Source organism: Colwellia sp. TT2012 (genome assembly GCF_001440345.1).
In the GTDB taxonomy this organism is placed as follows: domain Bacteria; phylum Pseudomonadota; class Gammaproteobacteria; order Enterobacterales; family Alteromonadaceae; genus Colwellia.
In genome coordinates this window covers 152645-171639 of record NZ_LJYX01000002.1, presented here as the reverse complement: position 1 = coordinate 171639, position 18995 = coordinate 152645, and the positions used below count along the sequence as shown (strand labels likewise).

The 18995-nt window shown below is 40.1% G+C and carries 17 protein-coding genes and 1 riboswitch; of the genes, 12 read left to right on the top strand and 5 right to left on the bottom strand.

The annotated features are described in order from the left end of the window. Positions 1–8: 8 nt before the first annotated feature. Entirely contained in the window at positions 9–1985 is a 1977-nt protein-coding gene (gene thiC, locus ASU03_RS00815) for a phosphomethylpyrimidine synthase ThiC (protein WP_057830002.1), read from the bottom strand. Between the two features lie 115 nt (positions 1986–2100). Further along, positions 2101–2198, bottom strand: a riboswitch (TPP riboswitch). 515 nt (positions 2199–2713) lie between these two features. Here thiC and ASU03_RS00810 point away from each other — a divergent pair. The 11 genes from ASU03_RS00810 to ASU03_RS00760 all read left to right on the top strand — a co-directional run bounded on the left by ASU03_RS00810 (position 2714) and on the right by ASU03_RS00760 (position 13568). Further along, a complete protein-coding gene (locus ASU03_RS00810) occupies positions 2714–3319 on the top strand; it encodes a HutD/Ves family protein (protein WP_057830001.1) in 606 nt (201 codons plus the stop codon). A gap of 53 nt (positions 3320–3372) precedes the next feature. Further along, complete coding sequence (gene lexA, locus ASU03_RS00805; RefSeq protein ID WP_057179310.1) at positions 3373–4008, top strand: transcriptional repressor LexA; 636 nt, start codon at positions 3373–3375, stop codon at positions 4006–4008. 673 nt (positions 4009–4681) lie between these two features. After that, complete coding sequence (coxB, locus tag ASU03_RS00800) at positions 4682–6187, top strand: cytochrome c oxidase subunit II (RefSeq protein ID WP_231731462.1); 1506 nt, start codon at positions 4682–4684, stop codon at positions 6185–6187. A 10-nt stretch (positions 6188–6197) separates the two neighbouring features. Continuing rightward, entirely contained in the window at positions 6198–7805 is a 1608-nt protein-coding gene (gene ctaD, locus ASU03_RS00795) for a cytochrome c oxidase subunit I (RefSeq protein WP_057829999.1), read from the top strand. Between the two features lie 20 nt (positions 7806–7825). After that, a complete protein-coding gene (locus tag ASU03_RS00790; RefSeq protein WP_057829998.1) occupies positions 7826–8389 on the top strand; it encodes a cytochrome c oxidase assembly protein in 564 nt (187 codons plus the stop codon). Between the two features lie 24 nt (positions 8390–8413). Then, positions 8414–9298 carry a cytochrome c oxidase subunit 3 gene (locus ASU03_RS00785; protein WP_057829997.1) on the top strand — a complete coding sequence of 295 codons (885 nt, stop codon included), beginning with the start codon at positions 8414–8416 and terminating at the stop codon, positions 9296–9298. An 11-nt stretch (positions 9299–9309) separates the two neighbouring features. Continuing rightward, entirely contained in the window at positions 9310–10182 is an 873-nt protein-coding gene (locus ASU03_RS00780; RefSeq protein ID WP_082627082.1) for an SURF1 family protein, read from the top strand. After that, the gene (locus ASU03_RS00775) at positions 10175–10798 is read left to right on the top strand and encodes a hypothetical protein (protein WP_057829996.1); all 624 of its coding nucleotides are present in this window, start codon (positions 10175–10177) and stop codon (positions 10796–10798) included. Before ASU03_RS00780 ends, ASU03_RS00775 begins: the two co-directional genes overlap by 8 nt. A 4-nt stretch (positions 10799–10802) precedes the next feature. Continuing rightward, positions 10803–11864, top strand: coding sequence for a COX15/CtaA family protein (locus tag ASU03_RS00770; RefSeq protein WP_082627081.1), 1062 nt, complete (start codon positions 10803–10805; stop codon positions 11862–11864). A 28-nt stretch (positions 11865–11892) separates the two neighbouring features. Then, positions 11893–12813, top strand: a complete 921-nt coding sequence (gene cyoE / locus ASU03_RS00765; protein WP_057830106.1) for a heme o synthase — start codon at positions 11893–11895, stop codon at positions 12811–12813. An 89-nt stretch (positions 12814–12902) separates the two neighbouring features. After that, entirely contained in the window at positions 12903–13568 is a 666-nt protein-coding gene (locus tag ASU03_RS00760) for an SCO family protein (protein WP_057829995.1), read from the top strand. Positions 13569–13609: 41 nt separating this feature from the next. Here the strand turns inward: ASU03_RS00760 and ASU03_RS00755 are convergent, their stop codons facing one another. The 4 genes from ASU03_RS00755 to nfuA form a co-directional block, all read right to left on the bottom strand. Next, complete coding sequence (locus ASU03_RS00755; RefSeq protein ID WP_057829994.1) at positions 13610–14683, bottom strand: polysaccharide deacetylase family protein; 1074 nt, start codon at positions 14681–14683, stop codon at positions 13610–13612. Positions 14684–15013: 330 nt separating this feature from the next. After that, the gene (locus tag ASU03_RS00750; RefSeq protein ID WP_057179302.1) at positions 15014–15376 is read right to left on the bottom strand and encodes a VanZ family protein; all 363 of its coding nucleotides are present in this window, start codon (positions 15374–15376) and stop codon (positions 15014–15016) included. A gap of 21 nt (positions 15377–15397) precedes the next feature. Continuing rightward, positions 15398–15649: a hypothetical protein gene (locus ASU03_RS00745; protein ID WP_057829993.1), complete on the bottom strand. Its 252-nt coding sequence runs from the start codon at positions 15647–15649 to the stop codon at positions 15398–15400. 12 nt (positions 15650–15661) lie between these two features. Then, positions 15662–16240, bottom strand: a complete 579-nt coding sequence (nfuA, locus tag ASU03_RS00740; RefSeq protein ID WP_057829992.1) for a Fe-S biogenesis protein NfuA — start codon at positions 16238–16240, stop codon at positions 15662–15664. 173 nt (positions 16241–16413) lie between these two features. Between nfuA and ASU03_RS00735 the strand changes: the two genes are divergently transcribed. After that, on the top strand, positions 16414–18990 hold the full coding sequence (locus ASU03_RS00735; RefSeq protein ID WP_057829991.1) for a M14 family zinc carboxypeptidase: 2577 nt from the start codon (positions 16414–16416) through the stop codon (positions 18988–18990). Positions 18991–18995 lie beyond the last annotated feature (5 nt).

Here is an 18995-nt window from a genome sequence, read left to right as displayed (position 1 = left end):
GATTGCTACTAATCAGCAAGTTGGTATAATTTACTACCACTCGCTTTAAATTCAGCAGATTTCTCTTGCATGGCTTTTTCAATAGCTTCATCAGACGTTATCGTTATTGTCTCATCAAGTAATTGAATTTTTATGGCATTTTTATCAAGATTTGCAGCATACTCACGTACTTCTTGTGAGATTTTCATTGAACAAAATTTCGGTCCACACATAGAGCAGAAATGCGCAACTTTGCCTGACTCTTGTGGCAAGCTTTCATCATGATAAGCTCTAGCGGTTTCTGGGTCTAAACCAATATTGAATTGATCATACCAACGGAATTCAAAACGCGCTTTAGACATGGCATTATCACGAATTTGTGCACCTGGATGACCCTTAGCTAAATCACCAGCATGAGCGGCAATTTTATAAGTCATCAAACCTTCTTTTACGTCTTCTTTGTTCGGTAAACCTAAATGCTCTTTAGGTGTTACATAACAAAGCATGGCACAACCGAACCAACCAATATTAGCCGCACCGATACCGGAAGTAATATGATCATAACCTGGCGCGATATCGGTCGTTAATGGTCCTAAGGTGTAGAAAGGTGCTTCATCACAAGCTTCAAGTTGTACTTCCATATTTTCTTTGATCATATGAAGCGGTACGTGGCCTGGACCTTCTATGATGACTTGTACATCATGCTGCCAAGCGATTTTAGTTAGCTCACCTAAGGTGCGTAGTTCCGCAAATTGTGCTTCATCGTTGGCATCGGCGATTGAGCCTGGGCGTAAACCATCACCGAGTGAAAATGACACATCGTATTGTTTTAAGATTTCACAGATATCTTCAAAATGGGTAAAAAGGAAGTTTTCTTTATGATGGGCTAAACACCATTTCGCCATAATTGAACCACCTCGCGAAACGATACCGGTGACACGTTTTGCTGTCATTGGTACATAGCGAAGTAATACACCGGCATGAATAGTAAAGTAATCCACGCCCTGCTCTGCTTGTTCAATTAAAGTATCGCGGAAAATTTCCCAAGTAAGATCTTCGGCGACACCATTTACTTTTTCAAGTGCTTGGTAAATGGGTACTGTGCCAATAGGTACCGGTGAGTTACGCAAAATCCATTCACGGGTTTCATGGATGTTACGACCGGTAGATAAATCCATTACCGTATCTGCGCCCCACTTTGCTGACCACACCAGTTTTTCTACTTCTTCTTCAATAGAAGAGGTTACCGCTGAGTTACCAATGTTAGCATTAACTTTAATTAAAAAGTTACGGCCAATGATCATAGGTTCACATTCTGGATGGTTGATATTTACGGGAATAATGGCGCGACCGCGAGCCACTTCATCACGGACAAATTCAGGGGTAATTTGCTCAGGAATACTGGCACCAAAAGATTCACCTTTATGTTGCAGCAGTAAGGTTGCATCTTTCACTTCTTCACGCTTGATGTTTTCACGAATAGCAATGTATTCCATCTCTGGGGTAATAATACCTTGGCGAGCGTAATGCATTTGCGTAACGTTTTTACCTTTTTTAGCGATACGCATTTGAGGTAAATTTTCAAAGCGGATACTGTCAACCCCTTCATCGGCAAGGCGTTGCTGGGCATATTCAGAGCTAGTTGAAGTTAACGGCTCGACATCACCACGGGCGTCAATCCAGCTTTCACGTAAGCGTGGAATACCTTTGTGCACGTCAATATCAACATTTTCATCGGTATAAAAACCTGAAGTATCATAAACACATAAGGGTTCATTTTTTTCATAAACGGCCTTGTCTTTACTACCACTAATTAAGGTATCAGATAAAGTAATTTCACGCATACCCACTTTGATATCGTGTATTTTACCTGATACATAAACTTTTTTAGAATTGGGGAAAGATTGGTCGGAAACATTTTTTAAAAATGCTTCAGCCGCTGCACGCTTTTCACGTCTAGTTGGTTTTTTTTTGTCTTTTACAGCAGCGTTATTTTGCTCGCTCATGGTCGCACCTGTTTTAAAATTTTTAATAAAATAAAAAAAGGCGGAGTTTTTTTAGCTAAAGATGAGGCAAAAAGAGCGTTGTTCTACATGGTAAGCACTAAGCTTGTATGAAAGAAAATTACTCTCTCTTGTTTCCTACGCAGATATTAATCTGATCAGGTTTTACGGATCCCGCTTACGCGATCTCAGCCTTTGGCACTCCGACAAGTATTGTTTTGCTAGCGAGGCTAACAAAACGTGAGCTGATTCTAACGTGGGCATACGCATGTTAGCAAGCAAATACTAATATAAAAACAAGATGATAAAATATTGCCAATAGCTGAGCATATACCCGTTACCATTCAAGATGCCTATTTCAGAGTGCTTGAGCAATTTCAATTCAAGGCGCTGTGATGAAATAATGGTTGTTCAGGCGAATATGCTCAGGATAATTGCTCCTGCATTATCTAATCAGGGACTCCTGTACCGTCTGCATTCTCTAATCAGCTCCATCCATGCAGCGTCATTATGAGTTACAGCAACGATGAAGTGATGTTGTTCAACCACTTCTTTGATGGGTTTAAAATGACTTTATACCGCGTTAAATAATTAAACCATAGAGTGACTATGCTTACATTATTTCCCTTGCCTAAAGCCCTTTTCATTGCCACTAAAATCGAAAACTTTGAATGGTGACGGGTATAAGATAAAATAACTACCCAACAGCAATTAGTCCTAAGGTAATACTAGTGATAACGTTAATCTCGCCAAATGAATTTAAAACAATCCCCTGGAAAAATGGTTTAGGTCACACCACAGAATTAGCCATTAGCGATGGTGGTAATTTAGATAATTTTGCTTGGCGGTTAAGTATCGCCAGTGTGGTAAATGACGGCGACTTTTCGAATTTTTCTGGCTATCAACGTAATTTAGTCTTAATCGAAGGTGCAGGTTTGACACTAGATCATCATAATGGCGATGTAGATAAGTTAATACAATTACTGGATATAGCCCGTTTTGATGGCGCCAATAAAACTCATGGCTCTTTGCTTAATGGCGGCATTAAAGACTTCAATATCATGACTAAACAAACAGCATTTTCAGCTGAGGTTAATTGCTATATTGAACAACAAAGTATCATTGTTGAATTGTTAGCTGATAGCTTACTGTTTGCTTATAGCCTCACTGACACCATGATGGTTAACACCGCCAAAGATAAAGATTGCACCGTGCCTGTTGGTCATCTAGTTAAGTTACAAGCAAACAATTCTCCAAAAAATTCGCAGTTATTAAATGTCAGCATTAGCGGTAAGAATATGATTATTATGCAACTAAAAGTAAATGCTTGCCTTTAAAATAATCCTGTATATACTAACAGTGATACTGTGTAAATTTACAGGCTAATGCTATGATAAATTCAACAACCGAATTACGCCCGCTGACTAACCGCCAGAAGCAAATTTATGATTTAATCAAAGATAAAATCAAAGACACTGGCATGCCGCCAACTCGAGCCGAAATCGCTAAGTTTTTTGGTTTCAAATCAGCAAATGCCGCTGAAGAGCACTTAAAAGCCTTAGCGAAAAAAGGCTATATTGAAATGCTTGCCGGCACTTCTCGTGGTATTCGCTTAGTTGAAGAGTTTTTAGAGCCCGAAGGTTTACCGCTTATTGGCCGTGTTGCTGCCGGTGAACCTATTTTGGCGCAAGAACATATTGAAGAGCATTATAAAATGGATGGCAATGTATTCCACCCAGCCGCTGATTATCTCTTACGTGTTAATGGCGAAAGCATGAAAGATATTGGTATTTTAGATGGTGATTTACTGGCGGTACATCAAACCACTGATGTACAAAATGGCCAAGTGATTGTTGCCCGAGTTGAAGACGAGGTCACGGTAAAACGTTATAAACGTGAAGGGAATATTGTTTATTTACATGCTGAAAATGCAGAGTTTTCGCCCATTAAAGTTGATCTAAGCAAGCAAGAGTTTCATATTGAAGGTATTGCCGTTGGTATCATCCGCAGTGGTAGTTGGATGTAAAACGCACAAAAACTAAGCAAGCTAGTGTGCTTAATCCGTAATATAACAAGCACCATAATTACCCTTACCAATAATAGAATTGGCAGTAATTATGGTGCTTTTTTTTCTTCAAGCTAATAAATTTATTTTCCCCCTAGCTACTATTTTTTAATGCCCCTCTTATCTTTAACAAAGCTACTTCCCGTATAGCTCACACAGGCTTTAGAGCTATTACTCCATTGAATTGAATGACTTTTTTATAATTACTTAGCTATAAAATATTTGACCTCGATCGAATTTTAGCGTAATTCTATTAACAGTAACGCATATAAAACGAACATAAGAAGAATAAAAAGACGTCAATGTGCTAATGCTGTCACACTAAATTTATAGTGCCATGCCACATTACTCTTCACGTCAATAATTAACCTGATCTCGGGAGGAATACCCAAGGGTATTGTTTATTCGCCATCAATCGTTCACCATCGCGAAACCGTGGCTAAACCGTGGCTAAACCGAGATATTGTTAGTTTATTAATAATAATAAAAACTACAGATATTCAGTTCAGTGGTGATGAAGTACATTGCTGCACATCTGTTCTCTATGATTACCAAGAGGAGATGCCGTGTGGGGAAACATAAGCTGATTTGGCTAGTGTTGGTAAGCCTATTTACCAATTCAGCCTGGGCAGAAATGCAGTTAAACCTGACAAAAGGGGTGACTGCCGTTAGCAGAGATGTCTATGATTTACATATGCTGGTACTTTGGATTTGTACCGCAATTGGCCTAATAGTTTTTGGTGCCATGTTTTGGTCCATGGCTTTTCATCGAAAATCTAAAGGGGCAAAAGCCGCTGACTTTCATGAAAGTACCAAGGTGGAAATATTATGGACCGCAATACCTATTGTTATTCTAATCGCCATGGCAGTACCGGCAACTACCACCTTGATTGCCATGGAAGACAACACTAATTCTGATGTTACCATTCAAATAACCGGCTCCCAATGGAAATGGCATTACAAATATTTTGATCAAGATATCGAATATTACTCTGTACTGTCGACCCCACGCGAACAGTATCAAAACCAACACGAAACTACTGCTATTAAGGGCGAGCACTATTTACTTGAAGTTGATAAACCTCTGGTTATACCCGCCAATAAAAAGGTACGCTTTCTAATAACCTCAGATGATGTCATCCATTCTTGGTGGGTACCTGCTTTTGCCGTTAAACAAGATGCTAACCCAGGCTTTATCAACGAGGCATGGACTAGGGTTGATGAACCCGGTATTTACCGCGGCCAATGTGCTGAGTTATGTGGTAAAGACCATGGCTTTATGCCAATAGTTGTCGAAGTGAAATCAGCAGAAGATTATGAAATTTGGCTTAATGAACAACACCAACGTATCGCCCAAGCAGCCAGTGCTGAACAAGCCTCGTTAACTACAGCCATGTCTAAAACCGAGCTAATGCAATTAGGCGAAACAACCTACACAGCTTACTGCTCCGCATGTCATCAGCCCTCTGGTTTAGGTTTACCGCCAGCCTTCCCGGCCCTAAAAGGCAGCCCAATAACGACCACAGGCACAATACAAGATCACATCAACATAGTGTTTAACGGTAAAGCGGGCACGGGCATGCAAGCCTATGGCAAGCAATTAAGTTTAAAAGAAATAGCTGCAGTGATCACCTATGAGCGTAATGCTTGGGGCAATAATACCGGTGATTTAGTGCAAGCATCTGATGTAAAGTCTGCTGTAGCCTCTTCTGTTGAAGATAAAGCACAAGAGGCCACAGCATCCTTAGCAATTGAAACTGCAGTTGAAGAAGCGGTAGAGATAATAACTGAAGAAGTACCAGTAGAGGATTTATCTAAAGTGTATAGCCATGATGAATTAATGACAATGGGCGAAAAAGTCTACTTGAAAGCTTGTGTTGCCTGTCATCAACCGACAGGGGCAGGCTTACCTCCGGCATTTCCTGCGCTTAAAGGCAGTGTGATTGCGACGGGAGATATTACTGTTCATTTAGATATGGTGATTAACGGTAGTAAGAAAAATGCTGCCATGACTGCTTTTGGTAGTCAATTAACCAAAACCGAAATAGCCGCAGTTGTGACTTATGAGCGTAATGCTTGGGGAAATAATACTGGTGATTTAGTACAACCTGCAGCTGTTGATGCTGCTAGTGCGAAGTAGGGGATATAAAATGACTACAGACGTTATAGAACAAGATTCGCACGACGAACATCATGTTGAGCATAAGATGACTGGCATAAAACGCTGGCTCTATACCACTAACCATAAAGATATCGGCACACTTTATTTATGGTTTTCTTTTATTATGTTTTTAACCGGCGGCGCCATGGCAATGGTCATTCGTGCTGAGCTATTCCAGCCTGGTTTACAATTAGTTGAACCTGATTTTTTTAACCAATTAACCACAGTACACGGTTTGATTATGGTGTTTGGCGCAATTATGCCCGCCTTTACCGGCTTTGCTAACTGGATGATACCTATGATGATAGGGGCGCCAGATATGGCACTGCCGCGCATGAATAACTGGAGCTTTTGGATTTTACCTTTTGCTTTTATCATTTTACTGAGTACATTTTTTATGGACAGCGGTGCACCCAATTTTGGTTGGACCTTCTACGCGCCATTATCGACCACCTATTCGAACGGCAGTACTGCATTCTTCGTTTTTGCTATTCATATTATGGGGATCTCTTCCATTATGGGGGCAATTAATATTGTTGTGACCATAATGAACCTGCGTGCCCCAGGTATGACTTACATGAAAATGCCGTTATTTGTCTGGACTTTTTTCATTACTGCCTATTTATTGATTGCGGTTATGCCCGTACTCGCGGGTTTGGTCACCATGCTACTGACCGATACCTATTTCGGTACTAGCTTTTTTAATGCTGCTGGTGGTGGTGATCCGGTGATGTTCCAACATATTTTTTGGTTCTTTGGCCACCCGGAAGTGTATATCATGATATTGCCAGCCTTTGGCATTGTCTCCACCACTATCCCCACTTTTTCTCGCAAAAGATTATTTGGCTATAGCTCTATGGTTTATGCCACGTCATCCATTGCTTTACTGTCGTTTATTGTTTGGGCACACCATATGTTCACCACCGGCATGCCTTTATTTGGTGAGCTGTTCTTTATGTATTGCACCATGCTCATTGCAGTACCAACGGGGGTAAAAGTCTTTAACTGGGTAGCAACCATGTGGCGCGGCTCATTAAGCTTTGAAACACCTATGCTGTTTTCCATCGCCTTTGTTATTTTATTCACCATAGGCGGCTTTTCAGGCTTGATGTTAGCCATGACTCCCGTTGATTTTCAATATCATGACACTTACTTTGTTGTAGCTCACTTTCATTATGTGTTAGTTACTGGTTCATTATTTTCAATTTATGCTGGTGCCTATTATTGGTTACCTAAATGGACCGGCCATATGTACAACGATACCTTAAGTAAATGGCACTTCTGGTGTTCATTAATATCCGTAAATTTATTATTTTTCCCTATGCACTTTTTAGGTTTAGCCGGTATGCCACGCAGAATTCCAGATTATGCCCTGCAATTTGCCGACTTTAATAAGTGGGTCAGCATTGGCGGTTTTGCCTTTGGTTTATCGCAATTGATTTTCTTAGTGGTAGTGATCAAATGTATTCGTGGTGGCGAAAAAGCACCTGCAAAACCTTGGGAGGGTGCCGTAGGCTTAGAATGGACAGTAGCCAGTCCAGCACCTTACCACACATTTAGTACGCCGCCATCGCAGAAAGACATAGACAATATCTAACCGCAGAGGCATAAAATAATATGAATGATACCGAGCAAAACCAAGCGGAGCTTAATAGCCGAAATAACAACAGCAAAACGGTAAAGAAACTGCTACTGGTGGTGCTTGCTATGTTTGGTTTTGGTTTTGCCCTGGTACCTTTATATGATGTTTTTTGTGATATTACCGGCTTAAATGGCAAAACGAATAAAACGGCTGTGGCTTATACCGCCACGACTATTGATAAGTCTCGTACCGTTACCGTGCAATTTATTACCCGCAATGCTCAAGGTATTCCATGGATATTTGAGCCTATTATTAATGAAATTACTGTCCACCCCGGTGAGATAAAATTGGTTTCATTTTATGCAAAAAACAAAGCAAGTTATGACATGATCGCACAAGCCGTACCGTCAGTTTCACCTGGCTTAGCGGCAAATTATTTTCATAAAATTGAATGTTTTTGTTTTACTCAACAACCGCTAAAGGCCGCAGAGGAAGTTGAAATGACCTTGCAGTTTTATGTCGATGTAGAATTACCCGAAGATATTAACACCTTAACTTTATCTTATACCTTGTATGACATAACAGAGAAGTCGTCATAGGGTTCACTGAAAAAGGGATAGAAAATGACTAACAAAGCATACGAAAGTTATTATGTACCCAGCCACAGCCACTGGCCAATCATAGGTGCGGTAGCACTATTTATGATTGCCTTTGGTGCCGGAAACTTTGTCACTGATTTAGCAAATAAAGAGAGTGGTTACGGTGGCTATTTACTGCTAGCAGGCATAGCCTTGGTTATTTATATGCTAGTGGGTTGGTTTAGTGATGTCATTAATGAATCGTTAACGGGTAAATACTCACATCAGATGGATAATTCATTCCGCCAAGGTATGAGTTGGTTTATCTTCTCTGAAGTGATGTTTTTTGCGGCTTTTTTTGGTGCCTTACTCTATTTACGCGTATTTTCAGTACCCTGGCTTGGTGGCGCTGGTAATAATGTCGCAACTGGCGCTGTCCTTTGGCCTGACTTTATTGCGACTTGGCCGTTAATAAAAACACCTGATGGCACTACCACCACGGCGATGGGCTGGTTTGGCTTACCGTTAATTAACACGGTTTTACTATTAACCTCTTCAGTTACTGCCCACTTTGCACATAATGCATTAATCAAAAATAATCGCAGTGCTTTAAAAAAGTGGCTTGGCCTAACCATACTACTAGGCTTGGCTTTTATCTTTTTTCAAATTCAAGAATACGCGCATGGCTATTCTGAAGAAATGCGCCTATTTCTAGATAGCGGTGTCTATGGCAACACTTTTTACTTATTGACTGGCTTTCACGGTATGCATGTCACCTTGGGCTGTATCATGCTGATAATTATGTGGTTCAGAGTATTAAAAGGTCATTTTACCCCTGATAACCATTTTGCTTTTCAAGCAGCAAGTTGGTATTGGCATTTTGTCGATGTAGTTTGGCTAATGCTTTTTGTTTTTGTCTATATTTTATAAGGTCTGACTTTTTGCAGTATGTCGATACCCAAGTAAAAATATCAACTAAATCAGTAGTAAGAAACGTCCTTTGGTTAGGGTTCACGCTTATTGTCTTTGTCGGTTTGGTTAAACTATCTTTCTGGCAGTACGACCGTGGCTTAGAGAAAGAGCGGCGCGCTGCCCGTATTACGCAACTTAATCAGCAATCGCCACTAACCCTGAACGAAATAGTCAGACTCTCAAAGGAAAAGCAATTCACCGGTAAAGAAAGTATTAACGATTTTCCCGTCACTATTAACGGCCAGTTTAACGAAAACTATATCTTTTTACTCGATAATCAAGTGGAAAAAAATTCTTTAGGCTATCGAGTATTACAAGTTGTCGAAACAGCAACTCATGCAGTATTAGTTAATTTAGGCTGGGTACAAGGTTCAATTGATCGCAGTATACTGCCTGAAGTAATCCCTTTGCAGGGACACTATCAATTTAAAGGGCATGTACGCATTGTCGAGCAAGGCATAATGCTGGCCGAGCAAGACTTTACTCAAGCTAGTTGGCCATTGCGGGTGCAACAAATTGAATTAGCTAAATTTTCCACCTTGATAAATAAGCCACTGCTACCCTTTGTCATCTATGTGGACCAAGAAGAAAGCCTAGGCTATAAAAAGAACTGGCACCCTATAGTGATGCCAGCTGAAAAACATTTCGGTTACGCCTTTCAATGGGCAACATTAGCTATTGCTTGGCTAATATTGATGATTTGTTTGCGCATCAATACAGCAAAGCTTGCCAGTCGTCATCCGTCACATTCAGCTGAATCTTGCGCCGATATCCCAGCGGAAAACACTGACATTAATACTATCAATAATAACAACAAGCATAAGGCGGTAAAATATGACTAAGTCAAACAATCAGCTAGATGCAAATAATAGCAATACGCTAAGCAGTAGCAATAAAGCAGAGCATGCTGCAAATAATAAAAATCGCCGCAGCTTACTATTGTTAATCACGGTTTTTATCTTGCCGATATTATTAGCCAAATTAGCCTTAGACAATCAGTGGCTAGACTTAGGCGTAACCAATGAAGGCAGGTTATTAACACAGCAATTAACACTGACCGACTTAGGCATTAAGGAACAAAAATTTGGCCAACAATGGCTTATTATTTATCGACTGCCTAAGCAATGTGCTGATATGTGTTTGCATAGCATTGAAATTGTGCACAACAGTTATGTCACTTTAGGAAAAGATATGCCTAGGGTCACGCCGGTATTACTGCAAGAAAATATATTTACCGCCCAGCAAAGTGAACGGCTTGCCAAGAGCCAATGGCAAATACTTGCCTTAACAGCGCAAATGAAAAACTTGCTACACGAGCCACAAGTGCTTATTGCCGATCCTCTAGGCAACATTATTTTAAGCCATCAACTACCAGAGCATGAACAGCAGCAAACGTCATTTGGTAAGGCTATTATCAATGATATGAAAAAACTTTTGAAATATTCTAAGGTGGGTTAACTAAATGATGGAGCAGAGTAAACACAAGCAAACACTGCGTCGCTTAGTACTGACCAGTTTGTTATTAGCCATTATTGTCATTGGTCTAGGTGCTTATACACGCTTAACTCATGCTGGCTTAGGGTGTCCAGACTGGCCGACGTGTTATGGTTTGCTTGCTGTACCAGAAACCAGTTTGCAAATTGCCGTGGCCGAGCAAGCTTTTCCACAAAGCACGGTCGAGCCGGCTAAAGCCTGGAATGAAATGATCCACCGCTATTTCGCCGGCAGCCTTGGTTTACTTATTGCTGCGATTGCCTTTTTTTCAATTAAATTACGCGTTGCAACGCGATCCAGCGTTAGGTCTCCCATATTACTGCCGTTACTTATTTTAGCCATTGTTATCTTGCAAGCCGCTCTTGGTATGTGGACAGTAACATTGAAATTAATGCCCGTGGTGGTACTGGCGCATTTACTCGGCGGTTTTACCACCTTATGTTTGCTATTTTTATTATATTTGCGCCTTAATGCCAAGGGAATAAGTGCGCAAGGGGCTACTTTAGTAGATTTTCAACTTAAAAAATATAGCCGCTATGCTCTACTCGGCATTACTATTTTAACGGCACAAATTGCCTTAGGTGGTTGGACTTCCTCAAACTATGCGGCATTGAGCTGCGTAGAGTTACCTATTTGTCAGGGAAATTGGCTAGCGGATTTAAGCTTTGAGCAGTCATTTGACCTAATTCCCCCCAAACAAGAAAGCTATGAGTTTGGTCACCTAGCGCATAATGAACGAGTGACTATCCATGTGAGTCATCGCTTTGGCGCCATCATTACCGGCGTTTTTCTCGCTTGGTTAGCCATCATGGTTTTTCTCAAAGCGAGGACTCATGCGATCAAAAACGCCGCCATGGTTTTACTCAGTTTATTAGTTATTCAAATCAGTTTGGGGGTGAGTAATATTTGGTTTTCGTTACCACTTAAGATTGCGGTAGCGCACAACTTAGTTGCCGCCTGTTTAATGCTGAGTTTGATCACCTTAGCTTATAGGTTAAGACAAAATTCCAAGGAGTCGCTCTATGAATAAGGCCATAAATAAAACTATTAATAATACCATGTCCTCACAAATTGCTAACAACAATTATAATTTTTCCAATAATCATGTCTTTACTAATTGGCGTGCCTATTATGATATAACCAAGCCTAAAGTCGTCGCCTTGCTGGTACTAACCGCCTTAGTTGGTATGAGTTTATCGGTTCCCGGCGGTTTACCTTGGCAAGTGCTACTACCCGCTATGTTAGGTATTGCTTTATTATCTTCAGCGGCAGCAGCGATCAACCATATTGTTGATGAAAGAATTGATACCATTATGGGCAGAACTCATAATAGACCTTTGCCAGAAGGTAGAATTAGCGTCACTAATGCCATTGTTTTTGCCATTAGCATAGCCTTACTAGGTTTTATTATTCTTTATAGCTTAGTCAATCCACTGACTGCTTTTTTGACATTTTCCGGCTTAGTTGGCTACAGCTTTGTCTATACCTTGTATTTAAAGCGAGCAACGCCACAAAACATCACTATCGGCGGATTAGCCGGAGCTATCCCACCCTTACTGGGTTGGACAGCAATGACTAATGAGGTAGCACCTAACGCCTTGCTATTAGTATTAATTATTTTCACCTGGACACCACCACACTTTTGGGCACTAGCCATCCACCGTAAAGATGATTATGCCAAAGTGAATATTCCCATGTTACCGGTCACCCATGGTGTCAGTTTTACCAAAACGCAAATACTGCTATATACCATCTTACTCTTTGTGGTTTGTTTATTACCCTATTTAGTTGGCATGAGTAATTGGTTCTACTTAATAGGAGCCTGTAGCTTGAATTTAATCTTTATGGGCTATGCGTGGCAACTCAAGTTTCATGCTAACGAAGGTACAGCCATGGCCACCTTTAAATTCTCCATCGTACATTTAATGCTGCTGTTCATTATTTTGCTCATCGATCATTATTGGCTACCCATGAGTTAATCTGAATAACTGAATAACTGAATAACTGAATAACTGAATAACTGAATAACCATATTAGTAAAATGACACAAAATAATAGAGTATCGATAATGAATAAAGCTATCTATGGCATTATTGCCTTACTATCAATTAGTGCTGGTGCGGTTGGTTTTCATCTTATTAAGCAAACAAAAACATTGCCTGCAGCAGAATTTGCCTTGCATTATCAGCAAGCACGGCCAATATCCGCTTTTACCTTCACCGATGAATCAGGACAGTCTTTTAATAACAGCCAATTACAGGGCAAATGGTCGCTGGTGTTTTTCGGTTATACTTCTTGCCCAGATGTTTGTCCAATAACCTTGCAAAACCTCAATTTCATTTATGAGGATTTAATTGCTATTGCCAGCAATAGCCAAGTGTTATTAGTCTCCGTTGATCCTAAAAGAGATACTCAGGAAAAGCTCGCGCAATACATTGCTTATTTTAATGCTGACTTTAAAGCGCTGCGTGCAGAGCACGATGTACTTTTTCCGTTTGCTCGAAATTTAGGCATGATGTATGCCATCACTAGTAAAGAGTCAAGTAAAGACGGGGCTGAGGAGACGGATGAAAGCTACTGGGTTGATCACAGTGCATCATTAGTATTAATCAATCCAGCAGGAAAAGTAGCGGCAATATTTAAAGCTGAGCAAGTGATTGGTGAAGTGCCCACTATCAATAATGACAAGCTATTAAGCGACTACCAAAAGATAGTCGCTTTATATCAACAATAATTTTAAATATCTAGATAACTGAGCGAAATTATTCTGCTCTATTATAGATGATACCAGCTGCCATCAGCTTTTAAGATAAACCATGGCTTTGAGTACCAGTAGTAACGCCCTGGTTTACTAATACTGGCGGCAGTGCAGTTAGCTCTTACCCTACCTACGGGTAGGTCTTGAGTGAAATTAATAGTGAAATTATTATCATCATGCCAAGTGATTTTTTGTTTACCTAAACCAGAAATATAACAATTTAACGCCGATTTATAGAAGTCTTCACTGTCAATCGAGAAAGTAATACTTTTAGCTTCTTTGTACTTAAAGATTGTTTCGGCTTGCTCGCCTGTTAAACTAATATTAAACGCCAATGAGTTGAGCTTGTCACGTAAGCCAGAAAGTTTATCGTAGGGTTTAGAAGCAGGAAAACGTGGTACGCTGGTTAAGTCTGTTGATAGATCGATAGCACCTGATTGCTGAGAAAAAGCAACAAAATCATTAGCTTTTGCCCAAGCTTGCACTGCCACATCATATTCACCATAAGGGTAAGCAAAATATCGCCAGCTTTGCCCGGTGTTTTCTTCAATAATAGTTTCCGCTTTTAATAATAATTTTGTTTGTTGACTTAGCCATTGTGCTTGCGTAACACCCTCGGTCAGACGCAGCATTGAATCATGTTCATAACCATGATTGGCAATAATCACCCCTTCATCAGACAGCGATTTTAGTTGAATCCATGATAAATAAGGTGAGGCTTTATTGTTTTCATGGCGATTAATAATACCTGGGTTAACATAAATGGTATACGGAAAAGCAAACTTATCTAACAGCGGTTTTGCTTGAGTTAAGACATCAATATAAGCATCATCAAATGTGATGGCAACACTTTTATCTGGCAAGGCTTGCTGATTTTTAATGCTTTCAATTAACTCTGATAAAGGCAACACTTTAAAATTATTATCTTTAAGGTACTGTAAATGGACTTCAAACTGCTTTGGCGAAATACTGGTGCTTGCTGGGGTGCTATCACTAACATGATGGTATTGTAAAATAACCGCTGCTTGACTGCTGAGCGCAACGCTCAATAATAATGAAACTGAACATAGTGTCCGCAACATATATTTCATGGTATATACCCTTAAAAATCAGATGAGATAACGTCTTGTCTGTAAACCACTAGCACTTTAGGGTATTTCTTTGTTTAAAACTAGCCATTTAAAGCCACACCAGCGCTTATTTTATCTAGCATTACCGATGATTTCATCAAATATTAGTCCCCTTGCTTGGCTTAGCCGACACGGCAATATGCCCATCCCGAGCATGCTAACTATTTAGCTGCTAGCACCCTAGCTGCCATGCTCATACCTCAGTAGTTTGCTTATGGCTTATGTATGTCGACGACGACGGGCTTATGTGCACTATGAATCAAGCAAGTGTACTCTTTATCTGAACAAGTGTTACTTGCTAGAGCCAGAGAAGAAGTGAGTAATAATTTTTGCCAGTATCGTGCCACAAGCTAAACCCATCACATTGGCTAGCATATCAAGCCATTCACCATAGCGATTAACATAGGGCTGAATCAATTCAATAGCACCACTAAAAGCAGCGAAGCCTAGGGCAATCCACAACCAGTGTTTAGGTTTTCGTAATGCTAGCGGCAAGATTAAAGCGCCATAGGATATAAAGTGATGGCTTTTATCGCTCCCCGGGACCTGGGGTAAATATTCGGCTGGCCATAAAGATAAAGTTGCAATGGCAGTAAGTAAAAAAAGCGTAATGATAAACCAATAGTGTTTTATCAAATTAATCATCATGTTCATTTAGCGTGTCTATTTGTTAGGTTATTGTTTGTTAATAGAGCGAGTGCGATAAATGATATTTAACCAACGATTGGCAAATATACCTAGATAACCCCAAGCCGAAATTAAGCACGCAATACTAAGTATCACCATGCCGATCACTTGCCAAAGGTGATGATAAAAGTAGCCTAAACCAACAAAAAGTAATCCGATAACAAAAAGGCCAAGACCACTTAAGAACAGTGTTAAACTGCGCTGTGGATTTTGACCTAGTTTTTCTAATAATTTAATCATATAAATTAAAGATTAGTAATATGAGTGATCACCACGTTTATGATCAGTTGCATCTTTAACGCCTTTAATTTCATCACCCATTAAGTCTATTAATTGCTTTTCAATGCCCTCTTTTACTGTGACATCAATTTGTGCACAACCATTACAGCCACCGCCAAATTGCAAGACAGCATAACCATCATCGGTAATTTCAACTAAGGTACATTCGCCGCCATGACCCGCTAACTGAGGGTTAACCTCGGCTTGCAAAAAGTAATGCACACGTTCAAATAAGGGTGCGTCATCGGCAACTTTACGTAACTTAGCGTTAGGTGCTTTCAAGGTAAGCTGTGAACCCATTTGATCCGTAGTAAAATCAATCTCAGCGTCTACTAAAAAGCCTTTACTATCGGCATCAACCATTGCTGAAAAGCCGTCAAAAGGGAGTTCAATATCATCGTCTTCCATCGCATCAGGAGGGCAATATGAAACGCCACACTCAGCTTTTGCTGTACCTGGATTAACGACAAAAACACGAATACGTGTACCTTCAGCTTGTTGCGAAAGTAAATTAATAAAATGCTTTTGCGCATTTTCTGAAATACTGATCATTATCTTAACTCTCTTTGCTCTCGGATACTCTTCCAGTTTTATCAATCAACAGTGAAAAGTACCTGACTGTTTTACTCAAGTATGGCCATTTTACTCTGCTATTTAGTTATGTGCTAATGATTTTTACGCTTTTGTTTGCTACTTTAGAGCAGTCTTAACAAGGGGCCACATAGATGCTACTTATACGAATTCTAATTATCTCATTCACCTTACTCTGCTCTACTCGGCTAAATGCCATGCCAGTACAAGATTACTTACCCACAGGTATTCAGTTTAATAGTAAAATCCCCTTACCCAGTAGCACGTTAGGCTTTGAAATTGGTCAACGACATATCAGGCATGATCAACTAAGTAACTACTTCTATACCCTAGCGCATAACTCAGCACGGGTGGCTATTACCTCGATGGGGAAAACGGCTCAGCAACGTGAGCAATTGCTGGTGACCATTTCTAGCCCCAAAAATCTAGCTAACTTAGCCAATATACTTAGTGAGCGCGACATTTTTTCTCAAAATAAAAATCGACTTATTCAGCAAAAGTCCGACCAGGCCCCCTTAGTTATCTGGCTCGGTTATAGTGTACATGGTGATGAAATAAGTGGTGCTAATGCTGCCATGATAGTTGCCTATTATTTGGCGGCTAATGACGATGCAAAAATGACTGAATTACTGGCCAATACCATTATCGTCTTAGAGCCGAGTATTAACCCCGATGGTATGGATAGGTTTGTTAATTGGGTTAACACTTACCGTAACTCCACTGACAATAGCGACGCAAATCATATTGAACATCACCAAGGCTGGATTACTGGACGAACTAATCATTTTTGGTTTGATTTAAATCGCGACTGGTTATTACTTTCTCAACAAGAAAGCCAACACAGATTAAAGTACTTTCACCAATATCAACCTCATGTTGTCGGTGATTTTCACGAAATGTCTGCCAACAGTAGTTACTTTTTTCAGCCGGGCGTTCAAAGCCGTACTCATCCACTGACACCAAAAAGAAATGTCGAATTAACCACAACACTAGCAAGCTTTCATGCGGCAGCGTTAGATAAGCAACAGCGCCTTTATTATAGTGAAGAGAATTTTGATGACTTCTACTACGGCAAAGGCTCAACCTATCCAGATATTAATGGCAGTATTGGCGTTTTATTCGAGCAAGCCAGTGCTAGGGGAATGCAGCAACAGACGATAAATGGCTTACTGACGTTAGAGTTTAGTATAGAAAACCACGTGACCACCTCGCTTTCAACCATCCAAGGTGCTTGGGAAAATCGCCAGCAACTAAAAAAATACCGTAGTGATTTTTATCAACAAAGTATAAAGTTGGCCAAACAAGAAGATTTTTCCGGCTACTTATTACACGAAAATAAAGATAACTATCGCCTCAATGCATTGTTATCAACACTAACTCAGCATAAAATTAGAATTTACCCACTTACTGCTGATTTTAAATTTAAAGATAAAAAATATCAAAAAAGTAATAGCTATTATATACCTTTGGCCCAACCACAATTTCGCCTGATCCAAGCGTTGTTTAATCGACAAACAAATTTTAAAGATAATACTTTTTATGATGTTTCCGGCTGGACTATGCCGTTGGCAATGAACATTGCAGCTATTCAAATAAACCGGACACGTGGACTAAAATTGGCGCAGCAAGCTTGGTCTAAGCCGCCAGCCTTTATCTCAAATAATATCAGCAAGTCAGCCTATGGCTATGTCTTCGAATGGCATCACTTTTTAGCGCCGAAATTACTCAATGAGCTGCTAAGCAATAATATCAAAGCGAGAGTGGCCACTAAGCCTTTTTCTAGCATAATAAATGGCAAAACAAAGCACTTTAATGCCGGCAGCATCGTCGTGCCCGCTGGTATTCAACAAAACCAAGACTGGCAAAGACAATTAATTGCTGCCAGTAATAGCGCAGGTATCACCTTAGACAGTATTAGCACAGGTTTGACCATGAAAGGCATTGATATTGGCAGTGGCTCATTAAAGCCAATAAGTAAGGTTAAAACATTATTAATAGGGGGTCTGGGTATCTCTCAATATGAAGCTGGTGAAGTACGATTTTACCTTGATGAGACACTAAATATTCCTCTGTCAATTATCGATCATAGCAGGTTAAAACGTGTAGATTTATCAACTTATAGTCATATTATTCTTGTTGATGGTAATTATCAGTATGTTACTGCACATACTGCGCAGCAATTAAAGCAATGGGTTGAACAAGGTGGCGTCATTATCGGCCAAAAACGTGCGGCCCAATGGTTAGCAAAACAAGAAATATTACGTACTAAATTTGTCACTAAAGAGCAGATAGACCAGTTATTTGATAATGACAATCTCAGTTATCAAGATAAAGAAAAACTCGCTAGTCGCAAACGTATTGCTGGCGCTATCTTCCAAGTAGAATTAGATACTAGTCATCCACTAGCTTACGGTTATCAGCATAATTTACTGCCACTATTTCGTAATAGCAATCTCATTATCGAGCACCCTCAACAACCGTTTGTCACGTTAGCGAAATATACCTCCTCACCACTACTCAGTGGTTATACCGACAAAAACTTAGTAAATCGATTAGCACATAACGCTGCCATTGTTGCGCACAACGTCGGTGAAGGTAGAGTCATTGCTACCACTGATGTACTCGCTTTTAGAGGTTACTGGCATGGCAGCGCCAAATTACTCGCCAACAGCTTGTTTTTTAGTAAAATTTTTTCCACGCCTTATAAATAAGGACA